The sequence below is a fragment of the Vibrio sp. QJM3NY_35 genome (assembly GCF_057785915.1).
This window is the reverse complement of sequence record NZ_CM173507.1, coordinates 3,188,565-3,212,870: the sequence shown is the minus strand read 5'-3', so window position 1 is coordinate 3,212,870 and position 24,306 is coordinate 3,188,565. Positions and strand designations below refer to the sequence as shown.

Genomic DNA, 24,306 nt, shown 5'->3' with positions numbered 1-24,306 from the left:
GTTAATTGAATATCGCCATGCAATTCCATCTCAATGCTAGTTTAAAAAATGTTCATACTTTTTCCATCGATCAGACGTGTGATGCGTTGGTTGAAGTCACCACTACCGAAGAACTGATTTCGCTTTACAAAGACCCTAAATGGTCTGCTTTGCCTAAGTTAATACTGGGTAAGGGCAGTAATATGCTTTTTACTGAGCACTTCGCTGGCCTGGTCATTGTGAATAAATTAGCCGGGATTAAGTTGACCGAGACGGACAGTCATCACCTACTGCATGTAAGTGGTGGCGAGGATTGGCCAAGCTTGGTTGAGTGGAGTGTGGATAAGGGATTGGGTGGTCTAGAAAACCTAGCTATGATACCCGGTTGTTCAGGCTCTGCTCCGATTCAGAATATTGGTGCGTATGGAGTTGAGCTGCAAGATGTATGCGAGTATGTCGATATTCTGTGTCTGGATACTTATACAGTTAAGCGGTTAAGCAAAGAAGAGTGTCTCTTTGGTTACCGAGATTCTATTTTCAAACACGCTCTCTACGGTAAAGCGATTGTTGTTGCGATTGGTTTAACGTTGTCGAAAGAGTGGCAGCCATGCAATCACTATGGCCCGTTAAAAAGCCTAGCAGCCGATACGATCTCTCCTCGCACTATATTTGATGAAGTGTGTGCTATCCGTTCAAGTAAGCTGCCAGACCCTAGAGTACAAGGGAATGCGGGCAGTTTCTTCAAAAACCCTGTGATCACCAAAGATCATTTTGATCGCTTGTTAGCTCTATATCCAAATATTGTCGGCTATGAGAGTAATGACATGATCAAAGTTGCTGCTGGCTGGCTGATTGATCAATGCCAGTTCAAGGGTGTGACAGAAGGTGGCGCTCGGGTTCACCCCAACCAAGCATTGGTTATTATCAATTATGATGAGGCTTCTGCTGTGGATATCCTTAAGCTTGCAGAGCGAGTGCGCCAGTCCGTTTTGAATAAATTCGATATTCGATTAGAACATGAAGTGCGCTTTATGGGACGAGACTGCGAGACAAACCTGGATAAGGCTTTGGAGTCATTGGCATGAGAGAACACAGTACCAAGCTTGCACTATTGAGATGTCTTGCTGACGGTGAGTTTCATTCAGGTGAAGACCTAGGTGAAATGATTGGCGTATCACGAGCGGCTATCAGTAAGCACATTAAAGGTGTTCAAGAGTGGGGTTTAGATATCTACCGAGTACAAGGAAAGGGTTACAAACTAGCCAGTCGTTTGGATATGCTTGACCAAGACAAATTGTCTGCAGTTAGTCGCGATGCTTCTCTTGAACTCATTCCCATCATAGGTTCTACAAACCAACACCTATTAGAGCGCACTAACACCCTCGAATCGGGTTCTGTCTGTATTGCTGAATATCAAGCTGCGGGTCGTGGACGCCGTGGACGAGAGTGGGTATCACCATTTGGTGCAAACCTCTATCTTTCAATGTATTGGAGACTCGACGCGGGGATGGCTGCCGCAATGGGCTTAAGCCTTGTGGTTGGTGTAGCTGTTGTTGAAGCTTTGGAAGAGATGGGCGTAGAAGGTGTAAAGCTTAAATGGCCGAACGACCTTTACCACAATGACAAGAAGCTTGCAGGTATCTTGGTCGAGCTGTCAGGACAGTCTGGTGGCGCTGCGCATATTGTGATTGGTTTAGGGCTAAACCTATCCATGGATCCAACAACATCAGGTATTGGCCAGCCATGGACTTCCCTTAAAGAAGTGTGTGATGGGAAGGTGCCAGACCGTAATCAGTTAGCGCAGGCTCTGATCAATGCTTGGGATAAGTCGCTTGTCGACTATGAGTTGAAAGGAATGTCCAATTTTGTAGAGCGTTGGAACCGCTTGGATAATTTCTTAGGTCGCAATGTTAGGCTGATCATTGGACCTAGAGAAATTGAAGGTGTTGTTCAAGGCATCGATGAACAAGGCGCTGTATTGCTCAAAACTGAGAATGGTGTTGAGAGCTATATCGGTGGCGAGATATCGCTAAGAAAAGGCGACTAAGGCGTTACTATTTTCTTAGTAACACTTCTTCAACCATATGATCCGCGCCTTTGCGTAGAATTAAGTGAGCCCTTTCTCGTGTCGGAAGGATATTTTGTTCTAGGTTCAAGCCATTAATTGAACTCCAGATACCTTCTGCTTTATCCAATGCGGCTTGGTTCGATAATTTAGTGTAATGACTAAAGTAAGAGCCAGGCTTAGTAAACGCACCATCGCGGAATTTCATAAAACGATTGACGTACCACTCTTTGATTTGTTGGCTATCAGCGTCAACATAGAGTGAGAAATCAAGGAAGTCAGAAATAAACACGCGATGTGGTTCGTGTGGATAATTCATTCCGGTTTGTAAGACATTAAGCCCTTCAATAATAAGCACATCTGGTAGGTCGACGCACTTAACGTCATCAGTAATGTTGTACGTAAGATGCGAGTAAACAGGGGCTGTGACATTTCTCTTGCATGCCTTTACATCCGAAACAAAGTTCACTAAACGCTTGATATCGTAAGACTCCGGAAAGCCCTTTTTGCTCATCAACCCTTTCTCTTCTAACACTTCATTTGGATATAAAAAGCCATCGGTTGTCACTAGTTCAACTTTTGGGTGGTTTTCCCAGCGAGAGAGTAGGGCTTTAAGCAGACGCGCAGTGGTACTTTTGCCAACGGCTACGCTACCCGCAATACCGATGATAAAAGGTGGCGCTTTCTCTTTCTTATCTAGAAATTGGTGGAGTACCGAGTTTCTATTCTGTCTGGCTGCCACATAGAGGTTCAATAGACGAGATAACGGTAGATAGATCTCTACTGCCTCTTCCATTGTGAGCTTTTCATTGATGCCTTGAAGCTCTTTTAAGTCGCTCTCAGAAAGTGTCATCGGAACTAAATTCCTTAGCTCAGACCAACGTTCGCGGTCAAATGACATAAATGGGCTCATACAAAACTCTATAGTGGATAACAAAACAAGTGCATGGAAAATACATCAAGCGATAGATAAATAAAATATCTTCCTGTACTAGATGCGGGTTAAAGACGTAAACCTTGAGCTAAATAGCCGTATGTAGGAGTTTGCTCAGAGAATTTTGCACTTTTTTTCAATTTGCTATTGCAAGGTGGAAAATCATTCAATAAAATGCGCCCCACTTGTGCCGACTTAGCTCAGTAGGTAGAGCAACTGACTTGTAATCAGTAGGTCACCAGTTCGATTCCGGTAGTCGGCACCACTTTCTCCCTTCCTTTAAAGCAAGCGAGAGAAAGCTCAAAATTTGGAGAGGTTCCCGAGTGGCCAAAGGGAGCAGACTGTAAATCTGTTGGCACTGCCTTCGATGGTTCGAATCCGTCCCTCTCCACCATATTCTAAAGGTTAAATAGCTCAAACAGAGTTACGTGTTGCGTGCATCGTATAATGGCTATTACCTCAGCCTTCCAAGCTGATGATGCGGGTTCGATTCCCGCTGCACGCTCCAACTCATTTTGTGTGCTGATATAGCTCAGTCGGTAGAGCGCACCCTTGGTAAGGGTGAGGTCCCCAGTTCGACTCTGGGTATTAGCACCAGTCTAAAGCTTCTTCTCCTTTAATAAAGAAAACCATTTTTTTGGTTGCGTGGTCTTATTTTAAGCCACCTAATCCGTACCTAGAGGGACACCCCATGTCTAAAGAAAAATTTGAACGTACGAAACCGCACGTAAACGTTGGTACTATCGGCCACGTTGACCACGGTAAAACAACTCTAACTGCTGCTATCTGTACTACACTTGCAAAAGTGTACGGTGGTGTTGCTAAAGATTTCGCATCTATCGATAACGCTCCAGAAGAGCGCGAGCGCGGTATCACAATCGCAACTTCTCACGTTGAGTACGATACTCCAGCACGTCACTACGCACACGTAGACTGTCCAGGACACGCGGATTATGTTAAAAACATGATCACTGGTGCTGCACAAATGGACGGCGGTATCCTAGTTGTTGCTGCGACTGACGGCCCTATGCCTCAAACTCGTGAGCACATCCTACTTGGTCGTCAAGTTGGTATCCCTTACATCATCGTATTCATGAACAAATGTGACATGGTTGATGACGAAGAGCTACTTGAGCTAGTTGAGATGGAAGTTCGTGAACTTCTTTCTGAATACGACTTCCCAGGTGATGACCTACCAGTTATCCAAGGTTCTGCACTTGGCGCACTAAACGGCGAGAAGCAGTGGGAAGACAAGATCGTTGAGCTTGCAGAAGCACTAGATTCTTACATTCCTGAGCCAGAGCGTGCAGTTGACCAACCGTTCCTACTACCAATTGAAGATGTATTCTCAATCCAAGGTCGTGGTACTGTTGTAACTGGTCGTATCGAGCGCGGTATCCTACGTGTAGGTGACGAAGTAGAAATCGTTGGTATCAAAGAGACTACTCTTACTACTTGTACTGGTGTTGAAATGTTCCGTAAACTGCTTGACGAAGGTCGTGCAGGTGAGAACGTTGGTGCACTTCTACGTGGTACTAAGCGTGATGACGTTGAACGTGGTCAAGTACTTTCTGCGAAAGGTTCTATCAACCCACACACTAAGTTTGAGTCTGAAGTATACGTACTTTCTAAAGACGAAGGCGGCCGTCACACTCCTTTCTTCAAAGGTTACCGTCCACAGTTCTACTTCCGTACAACTGACGTAACAGGCGATATCACTCTACCAGAAGGCGTAGAAATGGTAATGCCAGGTGACAACGTTCAAATGACTGTTGAGCTAATCGCTCCAATCGCAATGGACGAAGGTCTACGTTTCGCAATCCGCGAAGGTGGCCGTACAGTTGGTGCTGGTGTTGTAGCTAAAATCTTTGCATAAGATTTGACGAACCACTAGTAAAAAGGGCATCATTTGATGCCCTTTTTCTGCGCTAAAAAAAGAGTTGGATGTTTTGACATCGATTTTTGCTCTTAGCAAAGAATTAAACGGTCTTTTTGACTAAAATGACTGTTAGATGTGTTGTTTTGCAACGCAAAGGAATGTGCCCTGCAACAGCGGGGTTATTGTCGTCTATATTTAAGACTTATCACAGGTTGGTTTTATGAAAGCAAACGCTGAAACTCCTGATAGCTCAGGTGCAGCAGATACAATGAAGTGGATTGTCGCTTTTGTTCTGTTGGCTGCTGCTGTTGTGGGTAATTACCTGTATGGTGAATTGTCTGTTGTAATTCGCGCTGCAGGTGTAGTTGTGCTGATTGCTGCCGCACTAGGCGTTGCAGCAACAACAACTAAAGGTAAAGCTGCGATCGATTTTGCAAAAGAATCTCGTATGGAGATTCGTAAAGTTGTTTGGCCTACTCGCCAAGAAACTATGCAAACTACATTGATCGTTTTAGCTGTATGTATTGTTATGTCTCTAGTGCTTTGGGGAATTGACGGCATTATGGTCCGTCTAGTTTCTCTAGCAACTGGGGTGTAGAGGGTTCTGATTCATGAGTGAAGCTCCAAAAAAACGTTGGTATGTAGTTCAAGCCTTTTCTGGCTTTGAAGGTCGTGTTGCACAGTCGCTACGCGAGCATATTAAAATGCACAACATGGAAGAACTATTTGGCGATGTGCTAGTACCTACTGAAGAAGTAGTGGAAATGCGTGCAGGCCAACGCCGTAAAAGTGAACGTAAATTCTTCCCTGGCTACGTATTAGTTCAAATGATCATGAATGATGAATCATGGCACTTAGTACGCAGCATTCCGCGTGTTATGGGCTTCATTGGTGGTACCTCTGATCGTCCTGCACCAATCACTGATAAAGAAGCTGATGCTATCTTGAACCGTCTAGAGAAAGCGAGCGAGTCTCCACGTCCTAAGACAATGTTCGAAGCGGGTGAAGTGGTTCGTGTGAACGATGGTCCATTTGCTGACTTCAACGGTACTGTTGAAGAAGTAGATTACGAGAAAAGCCGCATTAAGGTATCTGTATCGATCTTTGGTCGTGCAACACCGGTTGAGCTTGAATTTGGTCAGGTTGAAAAACTGGACTAAAACTCTAAGTTTTGAACAAGCTGTGGATAAATACTTCATAAGTTGTTCAAAATAAAAGAGTATAAAAAATCACCTTTTTAGGGTTGTTAAAGGCGCGAATTATGATTATAATTTCGCGCCTTTTTGCTTCTGTGGAAGTAAAAAAGAGTTAATTGAATTTATGGGGAGCTCGCCTTGCGGCTAGCGCATGTACCCAAAATATTAGGAAATATCATGGCTAAGAAAGTTGAAGCTTATATCAAACTGCAAGTTGCAGCTGGTATGGCAAACCCAAGTCCACCGGTTGGTCCTGCTCTAGGTCAACACGGCGTGAACATCATGGAATTCTGTAAAGCGTTCAACGCAAAAACAGAATCTGTTGAGAAAGGTCTACCTACTCCAGTAGTTATTACTGTTTACAACGACCGTTCTTTCACGTTCGTAACTAAGACTCCACCTGCTGCTGTTCTTCTTAAGAAAGCTGCTGGCGTTAAGTCTGGTTCAGGTCGTCCAAACACTGAGAAAGTTGGTACTGTTACTGACGCTCAAGTTCAGGAAATCGCAGAAACTAAAGCTGCTGATATGACTGGTGCTGACATCGAAGCAATGAAACGTTCTATTGCTGGTACTGCTCGTTCAATGGGCCTAGTGGTAGAGGGATAAGATCATGGCTAAACTTACTAAGCGTATGCGCGTAATCCGCGACAAAGTTGACTCAACTAAAGAATACGAAATCAGCGAAGCTGTTGCTCTTCTTAAAGAACTAGCGACTGCTAAATTCGTTGAGTCTGTAGATGTTGCTGTTAACCTAGGCATCGATGCTCGTAAATCTGACCAAAACGTTCGTGGCGCAACAGTGCTACCTCACGGTACTGGCCGTGACATCCGCGTTGCTGTTTTCACTCAAGGTGCAAACGCAGAAGCTGCTAAAGCTGCTGGCGCAGATATCGTTGGTATGGAAGATCTTGCTGAGCAAGTGAAAAAAGGCGAAATGAACTTCGACGTAGTTGTTGCTTCTCCAGATGCAATGCGTGTTGTTGGTCAACTAGGTACTATCCTAGGTCCACGCGGCCTTATGCCAAACCCTAAAGTTGGTACTGTAACTCCTAACGTTGCTGAAGCGGTTAAGAACGCTAAAGCTGGTCAGGTTCGTTACCGTAACGACAAGAACGGCATCATCCACACTACTATCGGTAAAGCATCTTTCGAAGCTAGCCAGCTTCAAGAGAACCTAGAAGCTCTTCTAGTTGCTCTTAAGAAAGCTAAGCCTTCTTCAGCTAAGGGTTCTTACCTGAAGAAAGTAAGCATCTCTACTACGATGGGTGCTGGTGTTGCTGTTGATCAAGCTAGTCTTGACACTCAAGCAAACTAATTTGCTTAGGCGCAGATTTAGTGTATACTTCTGCGCCTAATATTTGTGGTTGGGTGGTTTTAAAGCAATTTGAAATCATCTATCCCAAGACCGTAGGCGCTGTCGATTTTCATTAGATTATTGATAGCTTAATAAAACCTACGTAGGCGATGTTGTGGTTTGAAATGAATTTATTCATTTTTAAATAACATCGTAAACGCTCATTACATTTTGTATTGAGTGCTGTAATCACAACCAGAGGTTAATCCAAATGGCTTTAAATCTTCAAGACAAAAAAGCAATTGTTGCTGAAGTCAACGAAGCTGCCAGTGGTGCACTTTCTGCAGTTGTAGCTGATTCTCGTGGCGTTGAAGTTGGCGCAATGACTTCTCTACGTAAACAAGCTCGCGAAGCGGGTGTTTACATGAAAGTTGTTCGTAACACACTAGCACGCCGTGCGGTTCAGGGTACAGACTACGAGTGTCTAGTAGACACTTTCACTGGTCCAACTCTGATCGCATTCTCTAATGAGCACCCAGGTGCTGCAGCGCGTCTTTTCAAAGACTTCGCTAAAGAGAATAAAGATTTCGAGATCAAAGCTGCTGCATTTGAAGGCGCAGTTACTGATGCTGAAGTACTAGCGACACTACCAACTTACGACGAAGCTATCGCACGCCTAATGATGTGCATGAAAGAAGCTTCTGCTGGCAAGCTGGTTCGTACTATCGCTGCTGTTCGCGACCAAAAAGAAGAAGCTGCGGCATAAGCCTTGCTTTTCACTGGTTGCTATTTAAACTTATTGTTGACTTAAAAGAGAATTGTTATGTCTATTACTAACGAGCAAATCCTAGACGCAGTTGCAGAAATGTCTGTAATGCAAGTTGTTGAGCTTATCGAAGCTATGGAAGAGAAATTCGGCGTTACTGCAGCTGCTGCTGTTGTAGCTGGCGGCGCAGCTGGCGGCGACGCTGCTGCTGAGCAAACTGAATTCGACGTTATCCTAACTGCTGCTGGCGCTAACAAAGTACAAGTTATCAAAGCTGTACGTGGCGCAACTGGCCTAGGTCTTAAAGAAGCTAAAGGTCTTGTAGACTCAGCTCCTGCAGCGCTTAAAGAAGGCGTTGACAAAGCTGAAGCTGAAGCTCTTAAAGCACAGCTAGAAGAAGCTGGCGCTTCTGTTGAAATCAAGTAATTATTACTTAATTTCTTAGCCGCAAGGCTAATGGCTGGTGGTTTATTAACCACCGGCCTTTTTGCGCTGTAGGGCTATGACGAATTTTCCGCTGTTTAACCGTCATAATCCGAGCAAAAAAACAGTCATTTTTTCGAAATGATTGTTCACTACAGTAAACAGCTGTTTGTCACCGCCCCCTCTTGAAGAGTGTTTTGGGTGGTTTGGGTCACTTATCAGCGAGCTGAGGAACCCCATGGTTTACTCTTATACCGAGAAAAAGCGCATCCGTAAGGATTTTGGTACTCGTCCACAAGTTTTGGACATTCCATACCTGTTATCGATCCAGCTTGATTCTTTCGACAAATTCATCGAACAGGATCCAGAAGGTCAATACGGTCTTGAAGCTGCTTTCCGTTCTGTATTTCCAATTCAGAGCTACAACGGCAATTCTGAGCTGCAATACGTTAGCTACCGTCTTGGTGAGCCAGTTTTTGACGTTAAAGAATGTCAAATCCGCGGTGTTACTTACTCAAAGCCACTACGCGTAAAACTACGTCTAGTTATCTTTGATCGAGATGCACCAGCAGGTACTGTAAAAGACATTAAAGAACAAGAAGTCTACATGGGCGAAATTCCGCTTATGACAGACAATGGTACTTTCGTAATTAATGGTACCGAGAGGGTTATCGTATCCCAGCTGCACCGAAGCCCAGGCGTGTTCTTCGACAGTGATAAGGGTAAGACCCACTCATCAGGTAAAGTTCTTTATAACGCACGTGTAATTCCTTACCGTGGCTCATGGTTAGACTTTGAGTTCGATCCTAAGGATAACTTATTCGTACGTATCGACCGTCGTCGTAAGCTACCAGCATCGATTATTCTTCGTGCACTTGGTAAATCGACTGAAGAGATCCTTGATCTGTTCTTCGACAAAGTGAACTTCGAAGTTAAAGACCAAACTCTTCTTATGGAGTTGGTTCCTGATCGTCTACGTGGTGAAACTGCGTCATTCGACATCGAAGCAAACGGCAAAACTTACGTTGAGACTGGTCGTCGTGTTACTGCTCGCCATATCCGTCAACTTGAAAAAGATGGCGTTGAGCACATCGAAGTACCAGTAGAGTACATCGTTGGTAAAGTTGCATCTAAAGATTACATCAATGAAGCAACTGGCGAGATCATCGTTGGCGCGAACCAAGAGATTAGCCTAGAAGCACTTGCTAATCTGTCTCAAGCAGGCCACAAGGCTCTACAAACTCTGTTCACGAATGACCTAGATCACGGTCCATTCATGTCAGACACTCTACGTGCAGATAGCACAGTAGATCGCATCTCTGCATTGGTAGAAATCTACCGCATGATGCGTCCTGGCGAGCCACCAACGAAAGAAGCTGCAGAGTCTCTATTCGAAAGCCTATTCTTCTCTGAAGAACGTTACGACCTATCAACTGTAGGTCGTATGAAGTTCAACAGCTCTATCGAGCGTGAAGAAGAAGAAGAGCGCGGTACTCTGGATGAATCAGACATCATCGAAGTGATGAAGAAACTGATTGGTATCCGTAACGGTATTGGTGAAGTGGACGATATCGACCACCTTGGCAACCGTCGTATCCGTTCTGTAGGTGAAATGGCAGAAAACCAATTCCGTGTTGGTCTAGTTCGTGTAGAACGTGCCGTTAAAGAACGCCTAAGCCTTGGTGACCTTGATGCAATCATGCCTCAAGATCTTATCAACGCTAAGCCGATCTCTGCTGCAGTTAAAGAATTCTTTGGCTCTTCACAGCTTTCACAGTTCATGGACCAAAACAACCCATTGTCAGAAGTTACGCACAAACGTCGTATCTCTGCTTTAGGTCCTGGTGGTCTTACTCGTGAGCGCGCAGGCTTCGAAGTACGTGACGTTCACGTAACTCACTACGGTCGTCTATGTCCGATCGAAACGCCTGAAGGTCCAAACATCGGTCTAATTAACTCGCTATCTGCGTTTGCACGTTGTAACGATTACGGTTTCCTAGAAACTCCGTACCGTCGTGTAGTTGATGGTGTAGTAACAGAAGAAGTTGATTACCTGTCTGCAATCCAGGAAGGTCAATTCGTAATCGCGCAAGCAAACACCATTCTTACTGAAGAAGGTACGTTTGCAGATGAGCTAATCACAGCTCGTCAAAAAGGTGAATCTGGTCTTCACCCACGCGATCACGTTGACTACATGGACGTTGCGACAAACCAGGTTGTATCTATCGCTGCTTCGCTTATCCCGTTCCTAGAACACGATGATGCGAACCGTGCATTGATGGGTGCCAACATGCAACGTCAAGCTGTACCAACACTCAAGGCTGATAAGCCTCTAGTCGGTACGGGTATCGAACGTAACATCGCAGTTGACTCTGGTGTTACAGCGGTTGCTAAACGTGGTGGTCAAGTTCAGTCTGTAGACGCTTCTCGTATCGTAGTTAAGGTTAACGAAGATGAATTGGTACCTGGCGAAGCTGGTATCGATATCTACAACCTAACTAAGTACACGCGTTCGAACCAAAACACATGTATTAACCAACGTCCAACTGTACTTCCAGGTGAACCAGTTGCACGCGGTGATGTTCTTGCTGATGGTCCTTCAACAGACCTTGGTGAACTTGCTCTTGGCCAAAACATGCGTATCGCATTCATGCCTTGGAACGGTTACAACTTCGAAGACTCGATCTTAGTATCTGAGCGCGTAGTTCAAGAAGACCGTTTCACGACAATCCACATCCAAGAACTATCTTGTGTGGCTCGTGATACTAAGCTGGGTTCTGAAGAGATCACAGCTGATATTCCAAACGTAGGTGAGTCTGCTCTGTCTAAACTAGACGAGTCAGGTATCGTTTACATTGGTGCTGAAGTTAAGGGTGGCGACATCCTAGTTGGTAAAGTAACCCCTAAAGGTGAAACTCAACTGACTCCTGAAGAGAAGCTACTACGTGCTATCTTCGGTGAGAAAGCATCTGATGTTAAAGATACTTCTCTACGTGTACCAAACTCTGTTTCGGGTACTATCATCGATGTACAAGTCTTCACTCGCGATGGCGTAGATAAAGACAAGCGTGCACTTGAAATCGAACAGATGCAGCTTAAAGAAGCTAAGAAAGACCTAACTGAAGAGTTCCAAATTCTTGAGGGTGGCCTTCTTAACCGTGTTAAAGCTGTACTTCTGTCTGGTGGTTACTCTGAAGCTAAGCTTGATACTATCGGTCGTAAGCAATGGCTAGAGCAAGTTCTAGAAGACGATGCGCTACAAACACAGCTTGAGCAACTTGCTGAGCAGTGGGATGAGCTAAAAGCAGACTTCGATAAGAAGTTTGAAACTAAGCGTCGTAAAATCACTCAAGGTGATGATCTAGCGCCTGGCGTTCTTAAGATTGTTAAAGTTTACCTAGCGGTTAAACGTCGTATCCAGCCTGGTGATAAGATGGCCGGTCGTCACGGTAACAAAGGTGTAATCTCTAAGATTAACCCTGTTGAAGACATGCCATACGATGAGAAAGGTCAGCCTGTAGACATCGTACTTAACCCGCTGGGTGTACCATCGCGTATGAACATCGGTCAGATCCTAGAAGTTCACTTAGGTTTGGCTGCGAAAGGTATCGGTGACAAGATCAACCAAATGGTTAAGGAACAACAAGAACTGCATAAGTTCCGTGAGTTCCTACAGAAGGTTTACGATCTTGGTGATACTCGTCAGAAAGTTGATATTGCTGAACTGTCTGATGATCAAGTTCGTACACTGATCAAGAACCTACGTGGCGGTCTACCGATTGCTACTCCTGTGTTCGACGGTGCTTCTGAGTCTCTAATCAAGGAACTACTTAAACTGGGTGATCTGCCAGAATCTGGTCAGCTTAAACTGTTTGATGGTCGCACTGGTGATTCGTTTGAGCGTCCTGTAACTGTTGGTTACATGTACATGCTGAAACTGAACCACTTGGTTGATGACAAGATGCACGCTCGTTCAACTGGTTCTTACAGCCTAGTAACTCAGCAACCACTTGGTGGTAAAGCTCAGTTCGGTGGTCAGCGTTTCGGTGAGATGGAAGTATGGGCACTAGAAGCATACGGTGCTGCATATACTCTACAAGAAATGCTAACAGTTAAGTCGGATGACGTTAACGGCCGTACTAAGATGTATAAGAACATCGTAGACGGTAACCATAGCATGGAACCTGGTATGCCTGAGTCGTTCAACGTACTGTTGAAAGAGATTCGCTCGCTAGGTATCAACATCGAGCTAGAAGACGAAGAGTAATCCCTCCTCTTTTTTAAAAGAAGATAGGATTATTTGGTAAAAGGGAGCTTGCTACAGCAGTGAGCTCCTTTAACTCCTTACAGGAGCTGAATGTGAAAGACTTATTAAACTTTCTAAAAGCACAGCATAAGACCGAAGAATTTGATGCAATCAAAATCGGTCTATCTTCACCAGACATGATCCGTTCATGGTCTTTTGGTGAAGTTAAAAAGCCGGAAACAATTAACTATCGTACGTTCAAACCTGAACGTGATGGTCTGTTCTGTGCACGTATTTTTGGTCCAGTTAAAGACTACGAATGTCTTTGTGGCAAATACAAGCGCCTGAAGCACCGTGGTGTTATCTGTGAGAAGTGTGGCGTTGAAGTTACACAAACTAAAGTTCGTCGTGACCGCATGGGCCACATCGAGCTAGCTTCACCAGTTGCTCACATCTGGTTCCTAAAATCACTACCGTCTCGTATCGGTCTACTAATGGATATCCCTCTACGTGATATCGAACGTGTTCTTTACTTCGAGATGTACGTAGTAACTGAACCAGGTATGACTGATCTAGAAAAATCTCAGATGCTTACTGAAGAAGAGTATCTGGATCGTCTAGAAGAGTGGGGTGACGAATTCACTGCTAAGATGGGTGCTGAAGCGATCAAAGATCTGCTTGCAACAATGGACCTTCATCAAGAAGTGGAAGAAATGCGCGAAGAGTTAGAAACAACTAACTCAGAAACTAAGCGTAAAAAAGTTACTAAGCGCCTGAAGCTAGTTGAAGCGTTCATTGCATCGGGTAACGATCCGCAATGGATGATTCTGACTGTACTTCCGGTTCTGCCGCCAGATCTACGTCCTCTAGTACCACTAGATGGCGGTCGTTTTGCGACTTCAGATCTGAACGACCTTTACCGTCGTGTGATCAACCGTAACAACCGTTTGAAGCGTCTTCTAGAGCTAGCTGCTCCGGACATCATCGTACGTAACGAAAAGCGTATGCTGCAAGAGTCTGTTGATGCACTTCTAGATAACGGTCGTCGTGGTCGTGCTATCACGGGTTCTAACAAGCGTCCTCTGAAATCTCTTGCTGATATGATCAAGGGTAAACAAGGTCGTTTCCGTCAGAACCTTCTAGGTAAACGTGTAGACTACTCTGGCCGTTCTGTAATCACAGTAGGTCCATACCTTCGTCTACATCAGTGTGGTCTTCCTAAGAAGATGGCACTTGAGCTATTTAAGCCGTTCATCTACAGCAAGCTAGAAACTCGTGGCATGGCTACGACAATCAAAGCTGCTAAGAAGATGGTAGAGCGCGAAGAAGCTATCGTTTGGGATATCCTAGACGAAGTGATCCGCGAACACCCAGTACTGCTTAACCGTGCACCTACACTTCACCGTCTAGGTATCCAAGCGTTTGAACCAGTACTAATCGAAGGTAAAGCGATTCAGCTTCACCCACTAGTGTGTGCGGCATACAACGCCGACTTCGATGGTGACCAAATGGCGGTACACGTGCCTCTAACTCTAGAAGCACAGCTTGAAGCACGTACACTGATGATGTCGACGAATAACATTCTGTCGCCAGCGTCAGGTGATCCGATCATCGTACCTTCTCAGGACGTTGTATTGGGTCTTTACTACATGACACGTGACAAGATCAACGTGAAAGGCGAAGGTATGTACCTTGCTGGCCCTGCTGAGGCTGAAAAGGCATACCGTACTAAGACTGCTGAGCTACACGCTCGCGTTAAAGTACGTATCACCGAGACTGTAGTAGACGAAGATGGTAACAGCACTACTGAAACGAAGATGGTTGATACAACTGTCGGCCGTGCAATGCTATGGCAAATCGTTCCAGCTGGCCTACCGTACAGCATCGTTAACCAAAAGTTAGGTAAGAAGCAGATCTCTACTCTTCTTAACGAGTGTTACCGTAAGCTTGGTCTAAAAGATACAGTAGTATTTGCTGACCAAATCATGTACGCAGGTTTTGCATACGCTGCACTTTCTGGTGTTTCTGTAGGTATTGACGATATGGTTGTACCTCAAGCGAAATACGATGAAATTGAATCTGCTGAAGAAGAAGTTCGCGAAATCCAAGAGCAATTCCAATCTGGTCTTGTTACTGCGGGTGAGCGTTACAACAAAGTTATCGATATCTGGGCATCTACGAATGACCGCGTTGCGAAAGCAATGATGGATAACCTATCTTCTGAAACAGTTATCAACCGTGACGGCGAAGAAGAACAGCAAGAATCGTTCAACAGCATCTACATGATGGCCGACTCGGGCGCACGTGGTTCTGCAGCTCAGATTCGTCAGCTAGCAGGTATGCGTGGTCTGATGGCGCGTCCAGATGGTTCAATCATCGAAACGCCGATCACAGCGAACTTTAAAGAAGGCCTAAACGTCCTTCAGTACTTTATCTCAACGCACGGTGCTCGTAAGGGTCTTGCGGATACAGCACTGAAAACAGCAAACTCGGGTTACCTAACTCGTCGTCTAGTAGACGTTGCTCAAGACGTTGTAGTACACGAACATGACTGTGGCACGCATGAAGGTATCGACATGATGCCTCACATCGAAGGTGGTGACGTTAAAGTTGCACTTTCTGAGCTTGCTCTAGGTCGTGTAGTAGCTGAAGACGTTCTTAAGCCTGGTACTGAAGATGTACTGATTCCACGTAATACTCTGATTGATGAGAAGTGGTGTCAAATCATGGAAGACAACTCAGTAGATAGCATGAAAGTGCGCTCTGTTGTTACCTGTGATGCAGACTTCGGTTGTTGTGCACAGTGTTACGGTCGTGACCTAGCACGTGGTCACCTAGTGAACCAAGGTGAAGCAGTTGGTGTTATCGCTGCACAATCTATCGGTGAACCGGGTACACAGCTAACGATGCGTACGTTCCACATCGGTGGTGCGGCATCTACTGCAGCAGCAGAGAACAGCATCCAAGCTAAGACAACTGGTACTGTGAAACTTCACAATGCTAAGTTCGTAGTGAACAAAGATAAGAAACTGGTTATCACTTCTCGTGCATCTGAGATGACGATTATTGATGAATTCGGCCGTACTAAAGAGAAGCACAAACTTCCTTACGGTTCGATGCTAACCAAAGGCGACAACGCAGCAGTTACTGCTGGTGAAGTTGTAGCTAACTGGGAAGCGCATACCATGCCAATCATCACTGAAGTGGCAGGTCGTATCCAATTCGTAGATATGATCGATGGTATTACAGTTTCTCGTCAAACTGACGATCTAACGGGTCTTTCTTCAAGTGAAGTTACAGACGCAGCAGCTCGCCCAGCAGCAGGTAAAGATATGCGTCCAGCTATCAAACTTGTTGATGAGCAAGGTAACGACGTAATGATCCCTGGTACTGATATGCCAGCTCACTACTTCCTACCTGGCAAAGCGATTGTAAACATCGAAGATGGCGCTGAAGTTGGCATCGGTGACACACTATCTCGTATCCCTCAAAAATCGAGCGGAAACAAAGATATCACCGGTGGTCTACCACGCGTAGCTGACCTATTCGAAGCTCGTAAGCCTAAAGAGCCTGCGATCCTTGCTGAGCACACAGGTACTGTGTCTTTCGGTAAAGAAACGAAAGGTAAGCGTCGTCTAGTAATCACTCGTGAAGGCGGTGACGCTTACGAAGAGATGATTCCTAAGCATCGTCAATTGAACGTGTTCGAAGGTGAGAAGATTGAACGTGGTGATGTAATCGCCGACGGTCCTGAAACTCCACACGATATCCTGCGTCTACGTGGTATCCACGCAGTAACTCAGTACATCGCGAACGAAGTTCAAGAAGTTTACCGCTTACAAGGCGTAAAGATTAACGATAAGCACATTGAGACTATCGTTCGTCAAATGCTACGTAAGTGTACAATCACTCATTCTGGTGACTCTCCGTTCCTACCTGGCGAACAAGTTGAGTACCACAATGTTAAGATTGCTAACCGTAAGCTAGAAGCTGAAGGTAAAGAACTAGTACGTTTCGAACGTGATCTACTAGGTATTACTAAAGCATCTCTTGCAACTGAGTCATTCATCTCGGCTGCATCGTTCCAAGAAACGACTCGCGTACTAACAGAAGCTGCGGTTTCTGGTAAGCGTGATGACCTTCGCGGTCTGAAAGAGAACGTAATTGTTGGTCGTCTAATCCCAGCTGGTACTGGTTTCGCATACCACCAAGAGCGTCAAAAGCAACGTGAAGAAGAGCAAGAAGGTCCTTCAGCTGAACAAGCTACTGACAATCTAGCAGCACTTCTAAACGCTGGTTTCTCTTCAGAAGAGTAAGCTCTACGAGTAGTCTCTAAGAGATAAGAAAAAGGCACCTTCGGGTGCCTTTTTTGTATCTGGCGTATTGGTATTTAGATATGACTTATAAAGTGATAGGTGTGCTTATCTAGCTGGTGGGGTTGGATTTATGTCCTGAAGAGTGCTCTTTGAGCCAGTAAGATAAAGGGTAGAGATGGTTAGGCTGATTAGGGTTGTAACCATATGCTTATGGCTAAAGGTCAGGGCGAGCGAGTAAGCTCTGTCTGAAAGATTCTGGGTAGTTTGGATAAGCTTACAGACAAAACAAAAAGCTTGCACAGAGGCAAGCTTATTAAGGATTCAGCTAACTAAGCGCCTGGTGGAATCGCTAAACTGTCTGCAATAAGCTGGATAAGATTATCTTCTACTTCAAAACGTACTTCGAGTAGTTCACCTACTTTTGACATATCTCCTTCGAAGTTAGGCAACTCATCGTCTGCATTTACTTTAACGTACTTATCATTGAACTCTAGAAGCGGCTCGGTTGTAAGTACGATCTTCGCGTAAGTTGTATCAATCTCGTCATTGGTTTTAAAGCCTGTTGCTTGCCATTTTTTCATGACCATATCATAGATCTTAAAATGACCCTCTGAGATATAATCGACAACATGATCGCAGAATGAGCTTATTTCTTTAGGAGAAGGGAGTTCAACAACGTTTGATTGCCCGTTGCTAGCTGGCTGCAAGGCACCTAGCTTACAATACTCAACGATTAGAGACTGTCGAGTTTCGAGCCAATGATCGATGACCTCATTAGAGCCACCCCATTGTTCTTGTATTTGTTTGAATTTATTTAGCATGACCATGTCCTCATGATCTGATCACAACCTTGTGATCAAGTAATTGCCTAAGCAGGGTCCGTTTTATTGGTAGCTACTAAAAGTAATAGCTTGAAATATTCTCTGCTACAACTCTAGTATGAAATTAGATTGCCAGTAAAATGAACGAACTGCAAGCAATGAGGCATAGGGATGTTAAAAAAAAGTGATAACAAAATGACAGAGCAAGCTTATTGGTGCGTCGTTTCTGGTAGTGATATTTGGGTTAATAATGATCAGTTTCCGTTTGGCTCTGCTGAAGAGCTTGGGCTGAGTGTGGAGCATGCAATCTGTATTGGTCAGCATCAAGGTCGCAAGGTGTATTGGCTCAACGATTGTGATGTGGAGAATGAGCTGAGCATGGTCAGCCTAAGAGAGTTACTGCACTGGCCTGAAGTGAGTTTCTTGACTGCAAGCAAAGCCATCCAATATGGGCATATGACTCAAAGTATGCGTTTTTGCCCTCAGTGTGGTGGTCGAAATCATCTCAACCATAACCAGGTGGCGATGCAGTGTGGAGATTGCCGCACACTTCATTATCCTCGTATCTTCCCGTGCATCATTGTCGCTGTGCGAAACGACAACAAGATATTGCTTGCGCAGCACCCAAGACATAAAACAGGCATGTATACCGTGATAGCGGGCTTCCTAGAGGTCGGAGAGACCTTAGAGCAGTGTGTGGCAAGAGAAGTCAAAGAAGAAACGGGTATCGATGTCGATAATATTCGTTACTTTGGCAGCCAGCCATGGGCGTTTCCATCGAGTATGATGATGGGCTTTCTCGCCGATTGTGCTGGTGGTACGCTTAAGCCTGACTACAGCGAGCTATCGGATGCTCAATGGTTTGACGTAACAAGCCTGCCTGATGTTGCTCCTGTTGGAACCATTGCGAGACAGTTGATTGAGAAAACCGTTGATGACGTGATGAAAGATGGTGTGACGGAGCAGATGCTAGAGCACTAATCTGCCTGTGATAGTATTTGGCTTATGGGTGGTCAAAAGCTAAAAAAAACCCTCCACAAGTGGAGGGGGTAAGTAAGATGTCGTTATGAGATGCTGAGTAGTGACTACTCAGATGTTATAATTGTAATTTTCGCTAGCGACAAATTTTTAACATGCTCTCGTAATTGGGTGCAAATTAAGCATTGATTTAAAAGTTAATAACTTGATCTAGGTTGCAAAGCACGCAGCTTTTACCCTTCAATCAGTGTTAGAATACTTGCCATCAAAATTAGACAAGATTGAATTGGAATTTAACGGAATGACCGAATTAAAAAACGATCGCTATTTACGCGCACTTTTAAAACAGCCTGTTGATTACACACCGGTATGGATGATGCGCCAAGCTGGCCGCTATCTTCCTGAGTACAAAGCAACGCGCGCTGAAGCGGGCGATTTCATGTCTTTGTGCAAAAACGCGGAACTGGCATCAGAAGTAACACTTCAACCTTTACGTCGTTTCCCGCTTGATGCGGCAATCTTGTTCTCAGACATCCTAACTATCCCTGATGCAATGGGCTTAGGTTTGTACTTTGAAACAGGTGAAGGTCCTAAGTTTGAGCGTCCTATCACGTGTAAAGCTGACGTAGAGAAGATTGGCCTACCTGATCCAGAAGGTGAGCTTCAATACGTAATGAATGCCGTTCGTCAGATCCGTAAAGACCTGAAAGGCGAAGTGCCACTGATTGGTTTCTCTGGTAGCCCATGGACTCTAGCGACATACATGGTTGAAGGTGGAAGCTCTAAAGCATTCACTAAGATCAAGAAGATGATGTACGCAGAACCACAAACGCTGCACCTGCTTCTAGACAAACTGGCTGACAGTGTTATCGAATACCTGAACGCGCAAATTAAAGCGGGTGCTCAATCGGTAATGGTATTTGATACATGGGGTGGTGTACTGACGCCTCGTGACTACAACCTATTCTCACTGCAATACATGCACAAAATCGTTGATGGCCTAATCCGTGAAAACGAAGGTCGTCGAGTACCGGTTACTCTGTTCACTAAGAACGGTGGCATGTGGCTTGAGTCTATCGCAGCAACAGGTTGTGATGCGGTTGGTCTAGACTGGACAATCAACATCGCAGATGCAAAAGCTCGCATCGGCGACAAAGTTGCTCTGCAAGGTAACATGGATCCTTCAATGCTTTACGCTCAGCCTGAACGTATTCGCGAAGAAGTGGGCAGCATCCTTGAAGGCTTCGGCGACGGTGGTACAGGTCATGTATTTAACCTAGGCCACGGTATCCACTTAGATGTACCGCCAGAGAACGCTGGTGTATTCGTTGACGCTGTTCACGAATTGTCTAAGCCTTACCACAAGTAATTCTGAGTAAGATTATTGAAAGCGCTGTTAGGAAACTAACGGCGCTTTTTATTATCTGCGATGAGTATTGGATAGCGGTTTAATCTTGTAGCGTGCAGTTTATTAGGCATTTGGATCATGGTAGGCCAAATGCTCCGAGATGTGCTTTCGGATGTAAGGAATAACCTCACTTTCAAACCAAGGGTTCTTCTTGAGCCAGATATTATTGCGTGGCGAAGGGTGGGGTAATGGCAAAAACTCAGGCGCCCACCTTTGCCAATCACGCACGGTTTCGGTCAATGTGCTAGTGGTTTTGTTTGTTAGGTAATGGTTTTGTGCGTACTGGCCAATCAGCAGTGTCATTTGAATATCGGGTAGAGATTGCAGCACTTTGTTATGCCAAAGCTCCGCGCACTCTTTGCGTGGTGGAAGATCACCACTTTTCCCTTTTCCCGGATAACAAAACCCCATGGGCACAATCGCGACTTTTTGCTCGTCGTAAAAAGTATCGCTATCTATCCCTAACCACTCTCTTAATCCTTTGCCACTGGCGTCGTTCCAAGGGATCGACGACTCATGCACCTTGATACCTGGCGCTTGACCTATGATCAGCAAGCGCGCGTTTGGGTGTGCTTGAATCACCGGGTTGGCACCATGTGATAGGTAAGGTTCACAAGCTCGGCATTGTCGAATCTCTTTAAGTAACAAAGAGGACATCAGTAACCTTTATCAAAATCGATGACATGATTAAGTGTAAAGCCATCTCGCCACTGTTTATAATTCTCTGCGAAGATCTCGACCACTTGTCTTGGTTCACTGAGTGCTGCGATGTGTGGCGTGATGGTGACTTGCGGTAGTTTCCAGAAAGGGTGATCTTGCGAAAGGGGCTCGCTTTCAAATACATCTAAAAATGCGTGTTCTACCCATCTGTTTTTTATGGCGAGCAACAAGGCTTTGTTGTCTACACTTTCCCCTCGACCGACATTAAACAGCAGCACGTTAGAGCAGTAACCTAATGTGGTTTGGTTTAGCAGCTGATAGGTTTCAGCTGTTGATGGCAAGGTGTTGACCACAATATCAGCCTGCTTAAGGGCAGCCTCTATCTCATTGATGTGGAACGTCTCTTTAAAGGTTTCTTGTTTGGATGGGATGCCCGTACGGTTGACACCTATGGTATGAATACCAAAAGCGGTCGCGGTTTTTGCTAAATGACTGCCGATTGAACCTGTTCCTAAAATCACGATAGTTTTGTCAGTTAGGCTAGTATAAAGCTGTGGCTGCCAGTTTCGTTGTTGTTGATGCTGGTGGTAATGAGGGAAGTGTCTACAGTGACTGATTGTGTAACCCAATACGTATTCAGCAATCGCAGGGCCGAAGATGCCCTTGACGTTGGTTAGCGTATAATCTTGACGAAGATCCGGCTGAGTGAGTTTATTGATTCCAGCATAGGTACTCTGTACCCAGTCTAGCTCTTTAAACTCGCCGAGGCGCTCTGCGATTAGAGGTGGTGACGCCAAGACAATCTGTGCTGATTTGGGGGTTTGAGTGATTTCTAGGTCGGGTAAATCCTGGTTTAGAATCAGTTGCGTATAGGTATCGTCATGCTCAGTAAGAATATAGAGCTTATTCGTAAAATTGTTCATCGGCTTACCTTTTCCCCCCAGGGTTTATCAAGTACACTTTCGCTGTCTTTTTCTGCAATTATTGAGTGACTATGCTTCAGAATCCACTGCAGGTTCGTCTTGAAAAGTTAGAACCTTGGCAACAAATTACCTTTATGGCGTGTCTATGTGAGCGTATGTATCCTAACTATGCCATGTTTTGTGAGAATACAGAATTTGCGGAAGCTCGAATCTATCGTGATGTTTTGGATAGCATTTGGGAAATCCTGACGGTTAAAACAGCAAAGGTGAACTTTGAGCGTCAACTTGAGAAGGTTGAAGAGCTATTCCCTAGCGGTGATGATTTTGATTTTTATGGTGTTTACCCAGCAATGGACGCATGCCAAGGCCTAGCAACGCTAATTCATGGTCTGCTTGACCGTGAACATATGTTGGAAGCGGTAATTAAAGTGAGTCAACAATCGGTGAAGACGGTTGCTGAGCTTGAGTTTGCTCAAGGCGCTGAAGAAGTGACGAACGAAAACCAAAAAGAAAACGAAGCGGTGTGTGAAGAGTGGGACGTTCAGTGGGCCATTTTCCGACCTCTACGTGAAACGACTGAGCGTGACTTAGAGCTGATCAAAGACCTACGCCACGAACTGCGTGAAGACCCAGTCAGTAACATTGGTGTTGCGTTATAATTCGCAATTGCACCAAGGTACGAATAAAAAACAAAGGCTCCCTAGGGAGCCTTTGTTGTATCTGACGGTATCAAATTTAGATTAAGCGTCTTTTTTGTCTTCGTTCTGCGCTTTGTCTTTTGATGCGTCGTCGTCATCGCGGTTTTCGATAACGCCGTGTGTCTCTTTCCACTTTTCCCAGCGTTGGAACGCCAGTTCTTGCATGTCAGTCGTCTTATCCGCTTCATCGACAATCTCTTCGCCCACTAGGTGCTCAAAGATGTCTTCTAGGGTGATGATGCCCTGAATAGTGCCGTATTCGTCCACAACTAAAGACAGTTGCAGGCGGTTTGCCATCATCTGGTCAAAGGCCTTAGCCAAGCCCATGTTGTTCAGCAACACGTGGATAGGGCGCATTACTTCACCCAAAGCTTTCTCACCACAACCGGCTTGCTGCAATCTAAACAGCTCTAAGCGGTGAACAAAACCGATGATGTTGTCACTCTGCTCGCTGTAAACCAGCGGGCGTGAGAATGGCGTGTCTTTATGTTGTTCTAGGAACGTATTGACACTCATTTCCGCATCAACACGGAATACCACTGGGCGCGGCGTCATTACTTGAGTTACGGGTACATCTTGAATACCCAGTAGGTTGCTCAGGATTTTTGATTCGCCTTCTGCAAACTCGCCGCTCTCTTTTGCCAAAATCGCCATTGCAGATAGCTCATCACGCATTTTTGGTGCTTGGTGGCCACGAGCAAGACGTTTGGTGATCTGTTCTGAGAACCAGACAAACGGTGTTAGGAAGAACACCATCCAGCGCAGCACGCTTGCCGAAGCAGGAGCAAGTTGACGCCAGTAGGTTGCACCAATGGTCTTTGGAACAATCTCAGACAATACCAAGATACCCAGCGTTAGTACGGCAGAGAAGACACCTAACCATTGGCTACCAAAAACGACAGCCGCTTGTGCACCTGCTGTCGCAGCACCGATAGTATGCGCGATGGTGTTGAGCGTTAAAATTGACGCAAGCGGGCGGTCAATATCTGTTTTCAGTTTGTCTAAAGACTCTGCTGCAGGGTGCCCATTTTGTTTTAGTTGAGCAATGTAGCTCGGACTAATACTCAAAAGTACAGCTTCCAAAACAGAACAAATGAAAGAAACTCCAATAGCAATGGAGACGTAAATAGATAGCAGCAGCATGTTTGCCCTTAAATTAAATTGTACGCTTTAGCAGCGATTCAGCGTGGATTATAGTGAAAAAGTAGTGGCTAGGTCATCATTAATTTTGCTCTCAGCCCCTTTTAAACAAGGGCTTGCTTAATAAAATCAGTAACAAATTGTGAGTTATTACTCATATTATGGCTAAAACTACGGCACTAGAGCTAAAGATCGACGACAAACCTTTGCCAGATGGGGCATTTATGTTTTAGAGTGAATTGAATTCAAAAATACAAAGAAGGGAAACCTAAAATGAACAAGACTCAATTAATCGACTTTATTGCTGAAAAAGCGGACCTTTCTAAAGCACAAGCTAAAGCTGCTCTAGAAGCGACTCTTGGCGGTGTTACAGATGCTCTTAAAGATGGCGATCAAGTTCAGCTAATTGGTTTTGGTACTTTTAAAGTAAACCACCGTGCAGCTCGCACTGGTCGTAACCCAAAAACTGGTGATGAGATCCAAATCGCTGCTGCAAATGTTCCAGCATTTGTTGCTGGTAAAGCGCTGAAAGATTCAGTGAAATAATCTAAACTGTACCGAGGTAGTCGTATTCCACCTC

20 protein-coding genes and 4 tRNA genes are annotated in these 24,306 nt (G+C 45.0%); 19 read left to right on the top strand and 5 right to left on the bottom strand.

All coding sequences use genetic code 11. The annotated features are described in order from the left end of the window. The first annotated feature begins 17 nt into the window (after window positions 1-17). Window positions 18-1,064 (top strand): UDP-N-acetylmuramate dehydrogenase, encoded by a 1,047-nt coding sequence (gene murB, locus AC3CH3_RS14595; protein ID WP_488537388.1) that lies wholly within the window; start codon window positions 18-20, stop codon window positions 1,062-1,064. Next, the gene (gene birA, locus AC3CH3_RS14590; RefSeq protein ID WP_488537387.1) at window positions 1,061-2,026 is read left to right on the top strand and encodes a bifunctional biotin--[acetyl-CoA-carboxylase] ligase/biotin operon repressor BirA; all 966 of its coding nucleotides are present in this window, start codon (window positions 1,061-1,063) and stop codon (window positions 2,024-2,026) included. The genes murB and birA overlap by 4 nt, the downstream gene beginning before the upstream one ends. 7 nt (window positions 2,027-2,033) lie before the next feature. On the opposite strand, the gene coaA is transcribed toward birA, so the two are convergent. After that, window positions 2,034-2,957 (bottom strand): type I pantothenate kinase, encoded by a 924-nt coding sequence (coaA, locus tag AC3CH3_RS14585; protein WP_017066910.1) that lies wholly within the window; start codon window positions 2,955-2,957, stop codon window positions 2,034-2,036. Window positions 2,958-3,167: 210 nt separating this feature from the next. Between coaA and AC3CH3_RS14580 the strand changes: the two genes are divergently transcribed. The 13 genes from AC3CH3_RS14580 (at window position 3,168) to rpoC (ending at window position 17,098) form a co-directional block, all read left to right on the top strand. Continuing rightward, a tRNA-Thr gene (locus tag AC3CH3_RS14580) sits at window positions 3,168-3,243 on the top strand. 44 nt (window positions 3,244-3,287) lie between these two features. After that, a tRNA-Tyr gene (locus tag AC3CH3_RS14575) sits at window positions 3,288-3,372 on the top strand. A gap of 39 nt (window positions 3,373-3,411) precedes the next feature. Further along, window positions 3,412-3,486: transfer RNA gene (locus AC3CH3_RS14570), tRNA-Gly, on the top strand. 13 nt (window positions 3,487-3,499) lie between these two features. Further along, a tRNA-Thr gene (locus AC3CH3_RS14565) sits at window positions 3,500-3,575 on the top strand. 94 nt (window positions 3,576-3,669) lie between these two features. Beyond that, window positions 3,670-4,854, top strand: a complete 1,185-nt coding sequence (gene tuf / locus AC3CH3_RS14560; protein ID WP_010435158.1) for an elongation factor Tu — start codon at window positions 3,670-3,672, stop codon at window positions 4,852-4,854. A gap of 223 nt (window positions 4,855-5,077) precedes the next feature. Next, the gene (gene secE / locus AC3CH3_RS14555) at window positions 5,078-5,455 is read left to right on the top strand and encodes a preprotein translocase subunit SecE (RefSeq protein WP_010435558.1); all 378 of its coding nucleotides are present in this window, start codon (window positions 5,078-5,080) and stop codon (window positions 5,453-5,455) included. Between the two features lie 13 nt (window positions 5,456-5,468). Further along, entirely contained in the window at window positions 5,469-6,017 is a 549-nt protein-coding gene (gene nusG / locus AC3CH3_RS14550; protein ID WP_010435556.1) for a transcription termination/antitermination protein NusG, read from the top strand. 213 nt (window positions 6,018-6,230) lie between these two features. Further along, complete coding sequence (gene rplK / locus AC3CH3_RS14545; RefSeq protein WP_010435555.1) at window positions 6,231-6,659, top strand: 50S ribosomal protein L11; 429 nt, start codon at window positions 6,231-6,233, stop codon at window positions 6,657-6,659. Between the two features lie 4 nt (window positions 6,660-6,663). After that, window positions 6,664-7,368: a 50S ribosomal protein L1 gene (gene rplA, locus AC3CH3_RS14540; protein WP_017060523.1), complete on the top strand. Its 705-nt coding sequence runs from the start codon at window positions 6,664-6,666 to the stop codon at window positions 7,366-7,368. Between the two features lie 250 nt (window positions 7,369-7,618). Continuing rightward, complete coding sequence (rplJ, locus tag AC3CH3_RS14535) at window positions 7,619-8,113, top strand: 50S ribosomal protein L10 (protein ID WP_010435550.1); 495 nt, start codon at window positions 7,619-7,621, stop codon at window positions 8,111-8,113. Between the two features lie 57 nt (window positions 8,114-8,170). Continuing rightward, window positions 8,171-8,539, top strand: a complete 369-nt coding sequence (rplL, locus tag AC3CH3_RS14530; protein WP_017631516.1) for a 50S ribosomal protein L7/L12 — start codon at window positions 8,171-8,173, stop codon at window positions 8,537-8,539. Window positions 8,540-8,774: 235 nt separating this feature from the next. Next, window positions 8,775-12,803, top strand: coding sequence for a DNA-directed RNA polymerase subunit beta (gene rpoB, locus AC3CH3_RS14525; protein ID WP_488537386.1), 4,029 nt, complete (start codon window positions 8,775-8,777; stop codon window positions 12,801-12,803). A 92-nt stretch (window positions 12,804-12,895) separates the two neighbouring features. Then, the gene (gene rpoC / locus AC3CH3_RS14520) at window positions 12,896-17,098 is read left to right on the top strand and encodes a DNA-directed RNA polymerase subunit beta' (RefSeq protein WP_017060527.1); all 4,203 of its coding nucleotides are present in this window, start codon (window positions 12,896-12,898) and stop codon (window positions 17,096-17,098) included. Window positions 17,099-17,427: 329 nt separating this feature from the next. Here the strand turns inward: rpoC and AC3CH3_RS14515 are convergent, their stop codons facing one another. Next, window positions 17,428-17,925, bottom strand: a complete 498-nt coding sequence (locus AC3CH3_RS14515) for an Rsd/AlgQ family anti-sigma factor (protein WP_017096512.1) — start codon at window positions 17,923-17,925, stop codon at window positions 17,428-17,430. 165 nt (window positions 17,926-18,090) lie between these two features. Here AC3CH3_RS14515 and nudC point away from each other — a divergent pair, with 165 nt between their 5' ends. Together nudC and hemE are read left to right on the top strand one after the other, a co-directional pair. Beyond that, on the top strand, window positions 18,091-18,900 hold the full coding sequence (gene nudC, locus AC3CH3_RS14510) for an NAD(+) diphosphatase (protein WP_065677321.1): 810 nt from the start codon (window positions 18,091-18,093) through the stop codon (window positions 18,898-18,900). 298 nt (window positions 18,901-19,198) lie between these two features. Next, complete coding sequence (hemE, locus tag AC3CH3_RS14505; RefSeq protein WP_017060530.1) at window positions 19,199-20,266, top strand: uroporphyrinogen decarboxylase; 1,068 nt, start codon at window positions 19,199-19,201, stop codon at window positions 20,264-20,266. 102 nt (window positions 20,267-20,368) lie between these two features. Here the strand turns inward: hemE and AC3CH3_RS14500 are convergent, their stop codons facing one another. Beyond that, a complete protein-coding gene (locus tag AC3CH3_RS14500; protein WP_488537385.1) occupies window positions 20,369-20,962 on the bottom strand; it encodes a uracil-DNA glycosylase family protein in 594 nt (197 codons plus the stop codon). Then, on the bottom strand, window positions 20,962-21,888 hold the full coding sequence (locus AC3CH3_RS14495) for a D-2-hydroxyacid dehydrogenase (protein ID WP_488537384.1): 927 nt from the start codon (window positions 21,886-21,888) through the stop codon (window positions 20,962-20,964). The genes AC3CH3_RS14500 and AC3CH3_RS14495 overlap by 1 nt, the downstream gene beginning before the upstream one ends. Before the next feature lie 71 nt (window positions 21,889-21,959). Between AC3CH3_RS14495 and AC3CH3_RS14490 the strand changes: the two genes are divergently transcribed. Further along, window positions 21,960-22,547: a YjaG family protein gene (locus AC3CH3_RS14490; protein ID WP_017062699.1), complete on the top strand. Its 588-nt coding sequence runs from the start codon at window positions 21,960-21,962 to the stop codon at window positions 22,545-22,547. 81 nt (window positions 22,548-22,628) lie between these two features. Here AC3CH3_RS14490 and AC3CH3_RS14485 read toward each other — a convergent pair whose 3' ends face one another. Next, window positions 22,629-23,729, bottom strand: coding sequence for a CNNM domain-containing protein (locus AC3CH3_RS14485; RefSeq protein WP_488537383.1), 1,101 nt, complete (start codon window positions 23,727-23,729; stop codon window positions 22,629-22,631). A gap of 270 nt (window positions 23,730-23,999) precedes the next feature. Between AC3CH3_RS14485 and hupA the strand changes: the two genes are divergently transcribed. Next, window positions 24,000-24,272, top strand: coding sequence for a nucleoid-associated protein HU-alpha (hupA, locus tag AC3CH3_RS14480; RefSeq protein WP_004729753.1), 273 nt, complete (start codon window positions 24,000-24,002; stop codon window positions 24,270-24,272). Window positions 24,273-24,306 lie beyond the last annotated feature (34 nt).